The 14,282-nt window shown below is 70.1% G+C and carries 14 protein-coding genes and 1 pseudogene; 7 read left to right on the top strand and 8 right to left on the bottom strand.

The genetic code is table 11. The features are described from left to right. Positions 1–123: 123 nt before the first annotated feature. On the bottom strand, positions 124–903 hold the full coding sequence (locus ACZ6ZQ_RS18320; protein ID WP_469769522.1) for a hypothetical protein: 780 nt from the start codon (positions 901–903) through the stop codon (positions 124–126). 364 nt (positions 904–1,267) lie between these two features. Here ACZ6ZQ_RS18320 and ACZ6ZQ_RS18315 point away from each other — a divergent pair, with 364 nt between their 5' ends. Both ACZ6ZQ_RS18315 and ACZ6ZQ_RS18310 read left to right on the top strand, forming a co-directional pair. After that, positions 1,268–2,203, top strand: a complete 936-nt coding sequence (locus ACZ6ZQ_RS18315; RefSeq protein ID WP_469769521.1) for a DUF4097 family beta strand repeat-containing protein — start codon at positions 1,268–1,270, stop codon at positions 2,201–2,203. A gap of 1 nt (position 2,204) precedes the next feature. Continuing rightward, the gene (locus ACZ6ZQ_RS18310) at positions 2,205–3,188 is read left to right on the top strand and encodes a helix-turn-helix transcriptional regulator (protein ID WP_469769520.1); all 984 of its coding nucleotides are present in this window, start codon (positions 2,205–2,207) and stop codon (positions 3,186–3,188) included. A gap of 293 nt (positions 3,189–3,481) precedes the next feature. Here the strand turns inward: ACZ6ZQ_RS18310 and ACZ6ZQ_RS18305 are convergent, their stop codons facing one another. Both ACZ6ZQ_RS18305 and ACZ6ZQ_RS18300 read right to left on the bottom strand, forming a co-directional pair. Continuing rightward, positions 3,482–4,447, bottom strand: coding sequence for a zinc-binding dehydrogenase (locus ACZ6ZQ_RS18305; protein ID WP_469769519.1), 966 nt, complete (start codon positions 4,445–4,447; stop codon positions 3,482–3,484). 160 nt (positions 4,448–4,607) lie between these two features. Beyond that, a complete protein-coding gene (locus tag ACZ6ZQ_RS18300; RefSeq protein WP_469769518.1) occupies positions 4,608–5,828 on the bottom strand; it encodes an NAD(P)-dependent malic enzyme in 1,221 nt (406 codons plus the stop codon). 554 nt (positions 5,829–6,382) lie between these two features. Here ACZ6ZQ_RS18300 and ACZ6ZQ_RS18295 point away from each other — a divergent pair. Genes ACZ6ZQ_RS18295 through ACZ6ZQ_RS18285 form a run of 3 tightly spaced genes read left to right on the top strand, consistent with a single transcriptional unit; the run spans position 6,383 to position 9,100 of the window. Continuing rightward, positions 6,383–7,354: an ABC transporter substrate-binding protein gene (locus tag ACZ6ZQ_RS18295; protein WP_469769517.1), complete on the top strand. Its 972-nt coding sequence runs from the start codon at positions 6,383–6,385 to the stop codon at positions 7,352–7,354. Positions 7,355–7,400: 46 nt separating this feature from the next. Next, the gene (locus ACZ6ZQ_RS18290; protein WP_469769516.1) at positions 7,401–8,342 is read left to right on the top strand and encodes an amino acid ABC transporter permease; all 942 of its coding nucleotides are present in this window, start codon (positions 7,401–7,403) and stop codon (positions 8,340–8,342) included. Then, positions 8,339–9,100, top strand: coding sequence for an amino acid ABC transporter ATP-binding protein (locus tag ACZ6ZQ_RS18285; RefSeq protein ID WP_469769515.1), 762 nt, complete (start codon positions 8,339–8,341; stop codon positions 9,098–9,100). The genes ACZ6ZQ_RS18290 and ACZ6ZQ_RS18285 overlap by 4 nt, the downstream gene beginning before the upstream one ends. Before the next feature lie 98 nt (positions 9,101–9,198). Here ACZ6ZQ_RS18285 and ACZ6ZQ_RS18280 read toward each other — a convergent pair whose 3' ends face one another. Next, a complete protein-coding gene (locus ACZ6ZQ_RS18280; RefSeq protein WP_469769514.1) occupies positions 9,199–9,960 on the bottom strand; it encodes a class I SAM-dependent methyltransferase in 762 nt (253 codons plus the stop codon). A gap of 91 nt (positions 9,961–10,051) precedes the next feature. Here ACZ6ZQ_RS18280 and ACZ6ZQ_RS18275 point away from each other — a divergent pair, with 91 nt between their 5' ends. Then, complete coding sequence (locus ACZ6ZQ_RS18275; protein ID WP_469769513.1) at positions 10,052–10,681, top strand: CGNR zinc finger domain-containing protein; 630 nt, start codon at positions 10,052–10,054, stop codon at positions 10,679–10,681. On the opposite strand, the gene sodX is transcribed toward ACZ6ZQ_RS18275, so the two are convergent. Then, positions 10,585–11,004, bottom strand: a complete 420-nt coding sequence (gene sodX / locus ACZ6ZQ_RS18270) for a nickel-type superoxide dismutase maturation protease (protein ID WP_469769512.1) — start codon at positions 11,002–11,004, stop codon at positions 10,585–10,587. The two genes, ACZ6ZQ_RS18275 and sodX, sit on opposite strands and share 97 nt — an antisense overlap. A gap of 150 nt (positions 11,005–11,154) precedes the next feature. Between sodX and sodN the strand changes: the two genes are divergently transcribed. Beyond that, entirely contained in the window at positions 11,155–11,550 is a 396-nt protein-coding gene (gene sodN / locus ACZ6ZQ_RS18265) for a superoxide dismutase, Ni (protein WP_385420911.1), read from the top strand. A gap of 7 nt (positions 11,551–11,557) precedes the next feature. Here sodN and ACZ6ZQ_RS18260 read toward each other — a convergent pair. From ACZ6ZQ_RS18260 to ACZ6ZQ_RS18250, 3 genes and pseudogenes are all read right to left on the bottom strand, one after another. Then, positions 11,558–12,007: pseudogene (locus ACZ6ZQ_RS18260) on the bottom strand (tyrosine-type recombinase/integrase); the annotation flags it as partial. A 52-nt stretch (positions 12,008–12,059) separates the two neighbouring features. Then, the gene (locus ACZ6ZQ_RS18255; RefSeq protein WP_469769511.1) at positions 12,060–12,878 is read right to left on the bottom strand and encodes a class I SAM-dependent methyltransferase; all 819 of its coding nucleotides are present in this window, start codon (positions 12,876–12,878) and stop codon (positions 12,060–12,062) included. Further along, positions 12,875–14,248, bottom strand: a complete 1,374-nt coding sequence (locus ACZ6ZQ_RS18250; RefSeq protein ID WP_469769510.1) for a helix-turn-helix domain-containing protein — start codon at positions 14,246–14,248, stop codon at positions 12,875–12,877. Before ACZ6ZQ_RS18250 ends, ACZ6ZQ_RS18255 begins: the two co-directional genes overlap by 4 nt. Between the last annotated feature and the right edge of the window lie 34 nt (positions 14,249–14,282).

The raw sequence follows: 14,282 nt of genomic DNA, 5'->3' as shown, positions 1-14,282 counted from the left end.
AGGTTGTCCGGCACGGGGTGTGCTCGCTCCGTCCACGACCACCCGAGGGCTGTCCGGCACGGTTGTCCTCGTTCCGTCCACGACGGCCGGGGTCTGCCGGCCGCGCCCTCGCCGGGCCGCGCGTCAGGCGCGGGCCCTGGCCAGGCCGAGCAGGCCGTGGACCAGCAGAATGGCGCCGGCCGTGGTCCAGCCCGCGCTGCGGCGGGCCAGCCCCCACGCGGTCAGCGGCAGGCCGGCGGCGATCTGAGCAGCGGCCAGTACCCGGGCCCCGGAAGGCGCCGGGCGGCGTCGAGTTCCGCCCCGTACGGCATCGCGCAGGCCGTGCGCTTCCTCCTCCTCGGCCTGCTCGGTCTCCGCGAGGGGCCTGGCGGCGGCACGGAGACGGTCGGCCGGCTCGCCGGGGGCGAGGCCCGCGGGCAGGCTGAGGCCGGTGCGGGACAGTACGGCGACGAGCCCCCGGAGCCGGGCGCGGCCGTCCGCATCGCGGTCGGGACGGGTGAGCGGCTCCAGTTCCTGGATGTCCAGGACCGGGTCGAGCCCGAGCCGGGCCGCGAACGTGCGCATGGCCTCGTCCTCACCGACCGGGGTGCCGTCCGCGAGCCAGACGTAGCCGACGGTGCGGCGGAAGCCCGCGGCAAGGGTGAAGCCGGCCCGGTTCGCGTCCCACCACAGGGCCAGCACGGGCCAGTTCGTGCCGACCGCGAGCGCCGCGGCCCATCCGGAGAGGACCCGCTCGACCGGTTCCGCGCCGCTCAGCCAGGGCGTGCCCTCAGGGACGAGCACGCTCCAGCCGTCGCCGGCGGCAGCCAGCAGGAGCCGCTCACGCAGCAGAGGGGCCGAGGGCCGCACGGCGGCCGACTCGGCCCGGCAGAGCAGCAGGGCGCCCGCGGATGTCGCGTTCATGCCCCACACGCTAGTGCCGCGACCGGCAATGTTTGCCCGTCGAGGAGCGTCGTCCGGTGCATGGGGTCTCCCCAGGCCCGCAGGGCCGAGGGGAAGCATCGCAAGGCGGCCGGAAGTCCTTGTAGCGGAGCTACCAGGGCTTTTGGCCAACGCAGCGAGGGTGCGTGCCGGACGGCGCGACAGGGCAAAGCTTGCCGGGAGGGGCACTAGGCCACTTTGTCCCCCTTTGCCGCGAGGGTTCGCACCGTTTGATCCACCGGACGGACCCGAGGACTCCACGATCACTCTTGACTTCCCCCATCCGCGATATATCGTGTTGCCATGAGACGCGATATGTTGCGTCCAGGCCCGAGGAGGTCGCACCATGCCAGACTCGACGTGGGAAGTCGCCGAGCCGAAGAAGCTCACCTTCGACGAGCCCGTCACGGCCCTCAATGTGCGCATCGTCAATGGAACGGTGAACGTCGTGGGCACCGACGAGAGTTCCACGCGCCTCGAGGTCACCCAGCTGGACGGCCCGCCGCTGATTGTGACGCGCAACGGCTCCACGCTCTCCGTCGCCTACGAGGACCTGCCCTGGAAGGGCTTCCTCAAGCTGCTCGACCGCAAGGGCTGGCACCACAACGCCGTGGTGTCCCTCGCCGTCCCCGCCGCGGCGAGCGTGGAGGTCGGCGTCGTCGGCGCCGGGGCCGTCGTCTCCGGCATCCGGGGGCGCACGGACGTACGCGGAATCAGGGGCGACACCACGCTCGTCGGGCTGTCCGGCACGGTCCGTGCGGAGACGGTCTCCGGCAGCCTGGAGGCGCAGTCGGTCACCGGCGATCTGCGCTTCAGCTCCGTCTCCGGCGATCTGACCGTGATCGAGGGCGCGGGCTCGTCCGTACGGGCGGACTCCCTCAGCGGCGACATGGTCATCGACGTCGACGGGACGCCCACGGACATCCGGGTCACCAGCGTCTCCGGCGAGGTCGCGATCCGGCTGCCGCACCCCGCGGACGCGCACGTCGAGGCCAGCACCACGAGCGGGGCCGTCTCCAACGCGTTCGAGGACCTGCGGGTCAGCGGACAGTGGGGCGCCAAGAAGATCACCGGCACGCTCGGGTCCGGCAAAGGCACGCTCAAGGCCACGACCGTCTCCGGGGCCATCGCCCTGCTTCGACGCCCGCCGCAGACGGACGATCCGTACGACATGCACGGCCCGGACGGCCCGTATGCCCCGGCCGGCTTGAACGACCCGGACGGCTTGAACGACCCGAACCGCTCGAACGGCTCGTCCGACAAGACAGGGAAGGTGCTCTGACATGCCGCCCGTCTTCGCCCACGGCCGCCTCCGCCTGTATCTGCTGAAGCTCCTCGACGAGGCCCCGCGCCACGGCTACGAGGTGATCCGGCTGCTGGAGGAGCGCTTCCAGGGGCTGTACGCACCGTCCGCCGGCACCGTCTATCCGCGACTGGCCAAGCTGGAGGCCGAGGGCCTGGTCACGCACGCCACCGAGGGCGGCCGCAAGGTGTACTCGATCACCGACGCCGGCCGCGAGGAACTGGCCGGCCGCAGCGGGGAGCTGGCCGACCTCGAACTGGAGATCCGCGAGTCCGTCTCCGAACTCGCCGCGGAGATCCGCGACGACGTGCGGGGCGCGGCGGGGAAGCTGCGCAGCGAGATGCGGGCCGCGGCGACGGAGAACCGGCACAGCACGGGGCACACCGGCAAGGGGCAGTCGCCCTTGGGTGACTTCGGCGATGTCGGCGACTTCGGCGACAAGGAGGCGTGGCGGGCCGCGAAGGAGGAGCTGCGGCGCGCGAGGGAGGAGTGGAAGGAGCAGGCCCGCCGGGCGAAGGACGAGTCCCGCCGGGCGCGCGAGGACGCGAAGACCGCGCGCCGCCAGGCCAAGGAGGCACAGGAGCAGGCGCGGGAGGAGATCCAGCGGATCGCCCGTCAGGTCCAGGACCAGGTTCAGGGGCACTTCGTGCGGGGCGACTGGCCGACCGGCCTGCGGGAAGGACTCGCCGAACTGACCTCCCAGCTGGGCGGTATGGCCCGCGGCACGGCGTGGCCCCCGTACGTCAAGCCGGACCCGTCCGGCGCGAACCCCGACTGGGGGAAGGACACCCCCGACACGGGCGACCCCGCCCGCGATCTGGAGCGCCTCCTCGACCGCTTCCGCGACGACATCCGCGACGCGGCCCGCGACCACGGCGTGACGCCGGCCCAGCTGGGCGAGGCCCGTCGCCATCTCTCCACGGCGGCAGCGCACATCACCGCGCTGCTGCGCGTCGGGAGCTGACCGGTTCCCGGCGACCGGACCCGGGGCGGGACCGTGCAGCGACAGCAGTTGTGCGCACGGCCCGCCCGCCGTCACCGTCACCCCCGGCCGACCGTCACCGTCACCCGCGCTCCCGGCTTCGCGGTCGTCGGTCAGCCGGGGTATGCCCGGCGCCAGGCCGTCCGCATGGGCGGGCGGTGTCCCCGCGGCCAGGACGACGGAGCAGGCGGCAAACGCAAGAAGGCGGTGCATGGCGACCTCCGGCACGGTGCGACGGCAGTGCCGGAGATCCCATCAAGACATCTGACGAACCATCAAGAGTTCGTCAGGACAACCTTCCCGAACAGCTCACCGGACGCCATCTTCTCGAAGCCCTCCCGCGCCCGGTCCAGCGGCAGCACCTCGTCGATCACCGGGCGCACCCCGGTCGCCGCGCAGAAGGCGAGCAGATCCTCCAGCTCGTCCTTCGTGCCCATCGTCGAGCCGACGACCTTCAGCTCCAGGAAGAAGATCCGGGTCAGCTCGGCGTGCGAGGGCCGGTCGCCGCTCGTCGCGCCGGAGATCACCAGCGTGCCGCCCGGGCGCAGCGACTTGACCGAATGCGACCAGGTGGCCGCTCCGACCGTCTCCATGACGGCGTCCACGCGCTGCGGCAGCCTCGCGCCCGGCTCGAAGGCGTCGACCGCGCCGAGCTCGACCGCCCGCTTCCGCTTGGCCTCGTCGCGGCTGGTCGCGTACATCCGCAGTCCCGCCGCCTTGCCCAGAACGATCGCGGCGGTCGCGACACCGCCGCCCGCGCCCTGCACGAGGACCGAGTCCCCGGGCCGCACTCCGGCGTTGGTGAAGAGCATGCGGTACGCCGTCAGCCAGGCGGTGGGGAGGCAGGCGGCCTCCTCGAAGGAGAGCTCCTTCGGCTTGGGCAGGACGTTCCACACGGGCACGGCGACCTGCTCGGCGAACGTTCCCTGGTAGTGCTCGGTGAGGATGGAGCGGGGCTCACGCGGGCCCACGCCATGACCGGTCTGGCCGATGACCGAGTGGAGCACCACCTCGTTGCCGTCCGCGTCGACGCCGGCGGCGTCGCAGCCGAGGATCATGGGGAGCTTGTCCTCGGACAGACCGACGCCGCGCAGCGACCACAGATCGTGATGGTTGAGCGAGGCGGCCCTGACGTTGACGACCGTCCAGCCGGGCGGTGCCTCAGGAGCGGGGCGTTCCCCCAGTTCGAGGCCGCTCAGCGGCTGGTCACGGTCGATGCGGGCGGCGTAGGCAGCGAACATGACCTTGACGATAGGGCGGACCGGTGCGCGGCGGAACCGCGCACGAGTGTGACGCACACCCTCTTCGGCCCCGGCGGCTCCCCGCAAACGCCACGGTCCCGGGCGCCACAGGGCGGCCGGGACCGTGGAGGTCCGGGGACGTCGGCCCCCGGAGAGAACATCAGCGGCGGGCGACGCCCTCCGCACGGGCCGCCGCGGCGACGGCCGCGGTGACCGCGGGGGCGACCCGCTCGTCGAACGGCGACGGGATCACGTAGTCCGCGGCGAGCTCGTCGCCCACCACGTCCGCCAGCGCGTTCGCCGCCGCGATCTTCATGCCCTCCGTGATCCGGGACGCGCGGACCTGGAGGGCCCCCGCGAAGATGCCCGGGAAGGCGAGCACGTTGTTGATCTGGTTCGGGAAGTCGCTCCGGCCCGTGGCCACGACCGCGGCGTACTTGTGCGCCACGTCCGGGTGGACCTCCGGGTTCGGGTTGGCCATGGCGAAGACGAACGCGTCCTTCGCCATCGAGGCGACCGCCGGCTCCGGCACCGTACCGCCGGAGACGCCGATGAAGACGTCCGCTCCGGCCAGCGCGGCCTCCAGCGAGCCGGAGAGACCCGCGCGGTTCGTGATCTCGGCGAGCTCGCGCTTCACCGGCGTGAGGTCCTCGCGGTCCCGGCTGACGATGCCCTTGCGGTCGGCGACCGCGACATCGCCGATCCCGGCCTCCAGCAGGAACTTCGCGATGGCGACACCCGCCGCGCCGGCTCCCGAGATGACGGCGCGCAGGTCGCCCAGACCCCGGCCGGTCAGCTTCGCCGCGTTGCGCAGGGCCGCGAGAGTGACGATCGCCGTACCGTGCTGGTCGTCGTGGAAGACCGGGATGTCGAGCCGCTCCTGGAGCTTGCGCTCGATCTCGAAGCACCGCGGCGCCGAGATGTCCTCCAGGTTCACCCCGCCGAAAGACGGGGCGAGCCGGACGACGGTCTCCACGATCTCGTCGGCGTCCGTGGTCGCGAGCGCGATCGGCACCGCGTCCACGCCGCCGAACTGCTTGAACAGAATCGCCTTGCCCTCCATCACGGGGAGCGAGGCTTCCGGGCCGATGTCACCGAGGCCGAGCACAGCCGTGCCGTCCGTCACAACGGCCACGACCTGCGATTTCCAGGTGTAGTCGTGGACGAGTTCCGGCTGCTCGGCGATCGCGGTGCACACCTTGGCGACGCCCGGGGTGTACGCGAGGGACAGGTCGTCCTTGTTCCGCACCGGCACAGTGGCCTGGACGGCCATCTTGCCGCCGCGGTGCAGCGCGAAGGCCGGATCGAAGGGCTCACCGGAATCCCCGGGAGCACTCTCCGTACCGCTGTCGCTGCGAGGATTGACGATCTCCGCTGCCATTTGGTTTGACCCCTTAAGTCTTCATCAGTTGAGGGTGGCCGCTCCTGGTTGAGGAGGGGTGGGCGGGCACCGCGCACGTTCCCTGTACTAGGCGGTTGGCCCGCCCGTCAGGGGGAGGTACGTACGCGCGGGCGCGCCGCACAACGCGCCCTGAGCCCCGGATGAGGGGTGTAAGGATCCTTCATACCGGACGGACGGAACCGCTGACGAGTCCATTGGTCGCTCAGTGAACGCTCGGTGACACGACTCATAGCGGCATATGCTGACAAGTCAGGAACGGGCGGTGAAACGCACCATGAATCCTGTCCACATGCCGAGACAGACCGAAGATCTTCCGGCCGGAAGAAGGTAAAGCCGCAGATGGTGCGGCATGGCCTGGTCCTGATGTACCGGCCTGTCGTAGTTCGGGGGTCACCCGTTATCCGATTTTGACATGCGGAGCCCCCTGAATATGCGGGTCCGAATGGCAAGATGCCGTAATCACACAAGGTCGCGACACTCGCTGCTGCGTGCCCGACCCAGGCAACTCCCACACTCGCCGGAGGAACCCGACCATGACCGCAAGCACCATCCGCCGCTCCACCGCCGCGCGGACCCGTATGTCCCGCCTTGTCGCGGCCGGCGCGATCGCGGTCGCCGGCTCCATGCTGCTGACCGCCTGCGGCGACCAGACCGCGAACAGCGGCAAGGAGCAGGGGGCCGCCACGTCGGCCGCTCCGCTGGCGGACAAGCTGCCGCAGTCGATCCGTGACAAGGGTGTCGTCAAGGTCGGCTCGGACATCGCGTACCCGCCGGTGGAGTTCAAGGACGGCTCCGGCAAGGTCGTGGGCATCGACCCGGACCTCGCGGACGCGCTCGGCAAGCAGCTCGGCGTGAAGTTCGAGTTCGAGAACGGCACGTTCGACACCCTGATCACCGGTCTGCGCTCCAAGCGGTACGACATGGCGATGTCGGCCATGACCGACACCAAGGACCGCCAGGAAGGTGTGGACTCCGAGACCGGCAAGAAGGTCGGCGAGGGCGTCGACTTCGTCGACTACTTCACCGCCGGTGTCTCGATCTACACCAAGAAGGGCGCCGACAAGGGCATCAAGACCTGGGCCGACCTGTGCGGCAAGAAGATCGTCGTGCAGCGCGGCACGGTCTCCGAGGACCTTGCCAAGGCCGAGAGCACCAAGTGCGTGAAGGCCAAGAAGGGCAAGATCACGATCGAGGCCTTCGACAACGACCAGCAGGCCCAGACCCGCCTGCGGGCCGGCGGCGCGGACGCCGGTTCCTCGGACTTCCCGGTCGCGGCGTACGCCGTGAAGACCTCGGGCGGCGGCAACGACTTCCAGATCGTCGGCGAGCAGGTCGAGGCGGCCCCGTACGGCATCGCGGTGGCCAAGTCCAACACCCAGCTGCGCGACGCGCTCCAGGCCGCGCTGGACGCGATCATCAAGAACGGCGAGTACCAGAAGATCATCGCCAAGTGGGGCGTCGCGGACGGCGCGGTGACCGAGGCCAAGATCAACGGCGGTTCCTGATCCGGTCGGGAATCTGACTCGGCACTGAAGCACTGAAAGGCTCCACGTGACTGACATCAAGAAGACGGACGCGGAAGACACACCGCCACCGCCGTCGGCGGGCCCTGAGGCCATCCAGGCCATTCCGGTCCGGCACTACGGCCGGTACGTCTCAGCCGTCGTCGCGATCGCACTGTTCGCCGCGATCGTCTACGCCTTCTCCCAGGGCAAGATCAACTGGGGGGCGATCCCCGACTACTTCTTCGACCCGCGCATCCTCGACGGCGTCGGCAACACCCTGCTGCTCACGGTGCTGTCGATGGCGATCGGCATCGTCGGCGGCATCCTGCTCGCCGTCATGCGCCTGTCGAAGAACCCGGTGACCTCCTCCATCGCCTGGTTCTACATCTGGTTCTTCCGCGGCACCCCGGTCCTGGTCCAGCTCATCGTCTGGTTCAACCTCGGCCTGGTCTTCGAGTTCATCAACCTCGGACCGTTCTACAAGGACGAATGGTCCGACTTCATGACCCCGTTCCTCACGGCGCTGCTCGGCCTCGGCCTCAACGAGGCCGCCTACATGGCCGAGATCTGCCGGGCCGGCCTGCTCTCCGTCGACGAGGGCCAGACCGAGGCCTCCCACGCCCTGGGCATGAGCCACGGCAAAACCCTGCGCCGCGTCGTCATCCCCCAGGCCATGCGCGTCATCGTGCCCCCCACGGGCAACGAGGTCATCAACATGCTCAAGACCACCTCGCTGGTGTCGGTGGTCCAGTACTCCGAGCTGCTGCGCCAGGCCCAGGACATCGGCCAGACCTCCGGCGCACCCGTCGAGATGCTCTTCCTGGCCGCCGCCTGGTACCTGATCATGACCTCGGTCCTCAGTGTGGGCCAGTACTACCTGGAGCGCTACTACGCCCGCGGCTCCAGCCGCAGCCTGCCGCCCACCCCGCTTCAGAAGATCAAGGCCACCGTGTTCTCGGTGCGCCGCCCGAAGGGAGTGACGGCATGACCGCCATGGTCAAGGCGGAGGGCGTCCACAAGTCCTTCGGCCACATCGAAGTCCTCAAGGGCATCGACCTGGAAGTCGCCCCCCGCGAGGTGTTCTGCCTCATCGGCCCCTCCGGCTCGGGCAAGTCGACCTTCCTGCGGTGCATCAACCACCTGGAGAAGATCAACGCCGGCCGGCTGTCCGTCGACGGCGAGCTCGTCGGCTACCGCCAGAAGGGCGACAAGCTCTACGAGCTCAAGGACAGCGAGGTCGCCCTCAAGCGCCGCGACATCGGCATGGTCTTCCAGCGCTTCAACCTGTTCCCCCACATGACCGCCATGGAGAACGTCATGGAGGCCCCGGTCCAGGTCAAGGGCGAGACCAAGGCCGTGGCCCGGGAACGGGCCGCCCGCCTGCTGGACCGCGTCGGCCTCGGCGACAAGGCCGGCAACTACCCCTCCCAGCTCTCCGGCGGCCAGCAGCAGCGCGTCGCCATCGCCCGCGCCCTGGCGATGGAGCCGAAGCTGATGCTCTTCGACGAGCCCACCTCCGCCCTCGACCCCGAGCTCGTCGGTGACGTCCTCGACGTCATGCGCGGCCTCGCCGAGGACGGCATGACCATGATCGTCGTCACCCACGAAATGGGCTTCGCCCGCGAGGTCGGCGATTCGCTGGTCTTCATGGACGGCGGCGTCGTCGTCGAGTCCGGCAACCCCCGCGACGTGCTCACCAACCCCCAGCACGACCGCACCAAGGCATTCCTCTCCAAGGTGCTGTAGCGGACCGACCGCAAAGGGCGGGTACGGGCGCGATGCGTCCCGTACCCGCCCTTCCGCGTGCTCGACCGCCCGCCTTCCGCCTGCTCGCCCGCCTGCGGCTACTTGAGCGCGAGGACGAGGGAGTCGGACGGGGACGCCCAGACCGCGCGGGCCTCGGCGAAGCCGGCGGCGCGCAGGGTGCGGGCGTGCCACTCGAGGGAGGGGGCGTCGCCGTCGGCGTGCTCGCCGTAGATCTCGAAGCGGCGGGCGGTGGGGGCGGCGAGAACCGGGTCCTGGGCGGCCAGCGCCCACCAGTCGGCCCAGTCGAGCGCCCCGGCGTCCCTGGTCCGGTCCATTCCCGCGTGGCGGTGGGCGCGCTCGGCGGCGTTGATGCGAGGAGTCGTGTCGTCCTTCATGTGGTCGGCGTTCATGAAGACGCCGCCGTCGACGACGAGCCCGGCGACCTGCCCGTAGAGGGTGGCGAGCGGCTCGCTGTGCAGCCAGTGCAGGGCGGTGGCGGTGAGGACGGCGTCGTACGAGCCGTGCGGCAGGACCGCGGTCCACTCGGGGTCCTTGAGATCGGCGGTGACGAAGGTGACGCGCTCGTCGCCCGCGAAGTACCCCTCGGCGATGGTCAGCAGGGCGGGATCGAGATCCACGCCGACGCTCACGGCTTTCGGGAACCGCTTGAGCAGCCGGTCCGTGATACTTCCCGTACCGCACGCGAGGTCCAGGACCCTCGGCTCGGGACCGACGACGGCCTCGACCATGTCCAGCATCACCCGGAACCGCTCCTCGCGATCGGGCATGTACCACTCCTGCTGGCGGTCCCAGCTCTCCTGCCAGGCCTGCCAGTCGGTTCCGGTCGCCGTCTCCGTCATGGGAATCCCTCCGCTTCGTAATACCCTCGAACTACAGGCATCTATTACCTCACCCACCGCCGACACTAGACTCCATCCGTAAGGACTACAAGTGGAACTGGCCTATTACTCGGACTACGCCGTACGCCTCGTCAACACCGAGGAGCCGGCTCGCAACAAGGACACGCTCACGTCGGTCGAGGCGGTCCGCGAGCTCTTCGGCCCGTCCTCCCAGGCCGCCCGCCGCGCCACGGACGCGGACGTCACCCGGTTCCGTTCGGTACGGGCCAGGCTCCGCGCGGTCTTCACCGCAGCGGACTCCGGCGACCAGACCCAGGCCGTCGACCTGCTCAACTCACTGCTGCTCGAGTTCCCGGTCAGCCCGCAGATCTCGGGCCACGACTACCTCGACGACGAGGGCCGGCCGCGCTGGCACATGCACCTCGCCGACCACCCTTCCAACGCGACCGCCGGATACGCGGCGATCGCCGCGATGGGGCTCGCCTTCCACCTCACCGAGTTCGGCGTCGACCGGCTCGGCCTGTGCCAGGCCGCACCCTGCCGCAACGCCTACCTCGACACGTCCACCAACCGCTCGCGCCGCTACTGCTCCGACCGCTGCGCCACCCGCGCCAACGTCGCCGCCTACCGCGCCCGCAAACGCCTGGAGAGCGAGCGGTCCGACAGCACGGGCGACACCGCGGACGCCGCCCAGCCCAGCACCTCGCGCACCGACCGCTGACCGCGCGGGCGCGGCCGGTACCGGGCCCGCACCCGCCCCAGCACCAGCTCCCCGGGCACGGTGCCGAACACCCGGCTGTCCCCCTCCGCGTACGGGTTGTCCCCCAGCACCCACCAGCCGCCCTCGCGCCGCTCCGACAGCCGCTTCACGATCAACAGGTTCTGCTGCAGCGGATGCCGCATCACCGCCACGTCCCCCGTGCGCAGCACGGCCCCGTAGTGCACCAGGAGCCGATCCCCGTGCGCCAGCGTCGGATACATGGAGGGCCCGGTCACCTCCGCGATCCCGAAGGTCACTCTCGGCTCCCGCACCTGCTCCGTCATCGGCCACCTCCCGGTCCCACGGTATGTTCCGCCACCGGTCCCGTACTCACCCCGGACTTTTGTCCTAAGCCCAAGGGGGCACTCGCGAAAACACGTCTCTCACGGAGTAATGTCCCACCTGAGAAGACGATCACGAGGAAGGACAGCTCAATGCTCTCCCGCCTGTTTGCCCCCAAGGTGAAGGTCAGCGCCCACTGCGACCTCCCCTGCGGCGTGTACGACCCGGCCCAGGCCCGCATCGAGGCCGAGTCGGTCAAGGCCGTCCAGGAGAAGATGGCCGCGAACGACGACCCGCACTTCCAGGCCCGCGCCACGGTCATCAAGGAACAGCGCGCGGAGCTCGCCAAGCACCACGTGTCGGTGCTGTGGAGCGACTACTTCAAGCCCCCGCACTTCGAGAAGTACCCGCAGCTGCACGAGCTGGTCAACGAGACCCTGAAGGCGCTGTCTGCCGCGAAGGCGTCGAAGGACCCGAAGACGGGCGAGAAGGCGCTGGAGCTCATTGCCGAGATCGACCGCATCTTCTGGGAGACCAAGAAGGCCTGATCTTCGATCATGCCGCTTGACCTGCGATTTCTTTGGTCGCCTGGTCTTCCTGTCCGCACCCGGTCCGCAGGCCGCCGAGAACGGCGTCCATGGCGGTCCGGGTGCGGTCTTCTTTGCCCGGCCGCAGGTGGGCGCAGATCCGCAGCGTGATGACGGCGGACGCGTGACCGAGGACCAACTGGACCTGCTTGACGCTCGCACCGCCGGCGATGAGCGCGGAGGCGTAGAAGTGCCGCAGGTCGTGGGTCACCATGTGCGGCAGCTCGACGGGCTTGCGACCCTCGCGCCCGGCGACCTCGTTCTCGGCCGCCTGGAGCGCTTTTCGAACCCCATTCCACTCGGTCTTCCACCGCCGGTAGTTGAGCGGCTCGCCCTCCTCCATGGTGAACAGCCACTCCCTGGACGGACGTGTGGCGAGATGCGCGAGGAGCGCGTCGGTGACGACCTCGCCGACGGGCCGCCACCACCCCGACGGCAGTGTGACCGACGAGCTGTAGCGAATCGCCCCGTCACCGGCTGCAGACGAGGATGCCTCCCAGGCATGTGATCGCGTACGCGCCGTGGCGGGCGATGTGGTCGGCGACGAGGATGCGTGCCCGTTCGATCGTCGCGTCGAACGGGACATCGTGCTGATCCGCCCAGGCTCGATACGAAGCCATGTGTGCGATGACGGGGTCGGGGACGGGGACGGTGATGGTCCCTGGCAGCTCGACGACCTCCACGCGGCTGAACTCCTCACCGAGGAAGGTCGGGGCCTTCTCCAGAGAGAAGCGGGCACTGAGCGAGATCCGGGCCGGGCCTCGGTCGATGCCGAGGACATCGCCGGCGGCCCGCTGCCAGAGGTCGTCGAGTTCGGCCTTGTCGCGGTCGCTGTTGGTGGAGGCGACCACCAGCCCGCTGCGGGCGACGACCCGGGCCAGCTCCCTGACAGCCTGGGGAATGTCGGGCACGTGGTACAGCATGTGGAGCGCGAGAGCGGCGTCGACGCTGCCCGCCGCCAGCGGAAGCCGCGTGGCGTCCGCCACGGCAACCGGGCCAGGGACGCCGGCAAGGATGCCGGGAGCGATGTCGAGGCCGAGCAGGGACAGGTCCGGGCGGTCCTGACGGAGCCGTTGGATGAACTTGCCGTTGCCGCAGCCGATGTCGACAACGCGCCCGCGTACGTCGCCCAGCCGCTCGGCGACGAGGCCGGGCAGGTCGTACCGGGGCGTCTGCCACTGGTAGAGCGACTGCCGGGCGGCCAGGTCCCGGTCTCCGTTGTAGGCGCTGCCCGCCAGGCGGGTCCGGTCGGTGACAGCAGCGTCGTGGGCGGCGGACAGGTCGGTCACGTCGGCAACTCCGGTGGGTGGGCGGCGGGCAGGGATGCACGGACGACCGTGTGCTGGAGCCGGTCACGCAGGTGCACTGCCTGCGCGGCTCCACCGTACTGCGGCCCTTCCAGCTCCCGCCCGAGAACGGTGAGCCGGCGCACGATACTGGCCGACATGCGCTCCGGCGAGGACTGGAGCACGAAGCCGAGCATCTCCTCCGTGCCATCCAGGTCGCCCAGGAGCATGTGCCCGCGGGCGAGATCGAGGTGCGCGGCGAACAGGTCACCGACCGACTGATCATCTCCGTCCGCGCTGCGATAGAGACGAATCGCCGTCTCCGCGCTGACGATGGCCCGCTGGACGTGGTCCTGCCCGCCCACGGCCAAGAGGGTCGTTCCGGCGTACGCGAACTGCTTGGCCGCGGGGAAGTCGAAGACTCCCAGCACCTCGTCCCCACCCGAGATCGCCTCGCGCGATCGTTCGGCATCCGACAGGGCAGCGAGCGCACCTGTCGTGTCGCCGACTATCGCCAACGCCCGCGCCTCCAGACTCGCCAGCCGTGCACCGATGCTGCCGCTCGCCCTGTGCCGACGGCCGGCCTGCGCCAGCCGGGCCGCCTGCTCGTACCGCCCTGTCCAGTACGCGATCAACGACTCCACGGCCCGTACCCAGGCCAGCATCCCCTCGTGCCCCGCCGCCTCGGCACAGGCCCGTGCGGTGCGGGCGTGGGTGGCGGCGGAGTCGTAGTCACCGAGGTCGAGGCAGACGTGTGCGGACAGGCCACAAAGGCGAGAGGCGGAGAGGTAGAGGTCGGTGGTCTGCCGGGGATGCTGGCGCCCGCGCAGCAGCTCGAACACCCCGTCCCGTAACCGCTTGATCTCGACGTATTGCTCCATCAGCGGGTGGCTGACATACGTACGGGCGAGCCGGCCGACGTCGGCCTCCAGTTGCTCGACGACGAACTCGTCGGCGTTGCGCTGCGCGATGAAGCGGGCGAACTCGGCCGACCGCACCGCGTCCTCAGCAAGCGAGTCTCCACGGACGTGAGTGTCTTCGGGCGGCAGCACCGGCGGTGCGATCTCGACCTCGGCGGCGTCGGTGCCGTCCCGCTGCCCCTTGCTGATGGCAACGGCTTGGTCGAGGACGGCGCAATCGACACCGAAGACCTGCGCGAGGTGCTTCCGGGCGTAGGGAACGGGAACTCGCGCTTCGCGCTCGTACCGCCCGATCTCCTTGCCGGTCTTCGCAGAACGCCCCTCCAGGGCGTTGTACTCGTCGGCAACCCTCTGCTGGCTCCAGCCGCGCGCGGTACGCAGCCGGACGAGCAAGGCGCCGATCCCGGTGTCGCCCATGCCGTCCCCCAGGAACACGTGACCTCTGGCCCCCATAGTGGCCCCCGTCTTGGCCCCCGTGCTGGCTCCC

Source organism: Streptomyces sp. NPDC053673, assembly GCF_055585225.1.
Note: the sequence above shows the minus strand (reverse complement) of the source record. Positions and strands in the feature narration are given on the sequence as shown.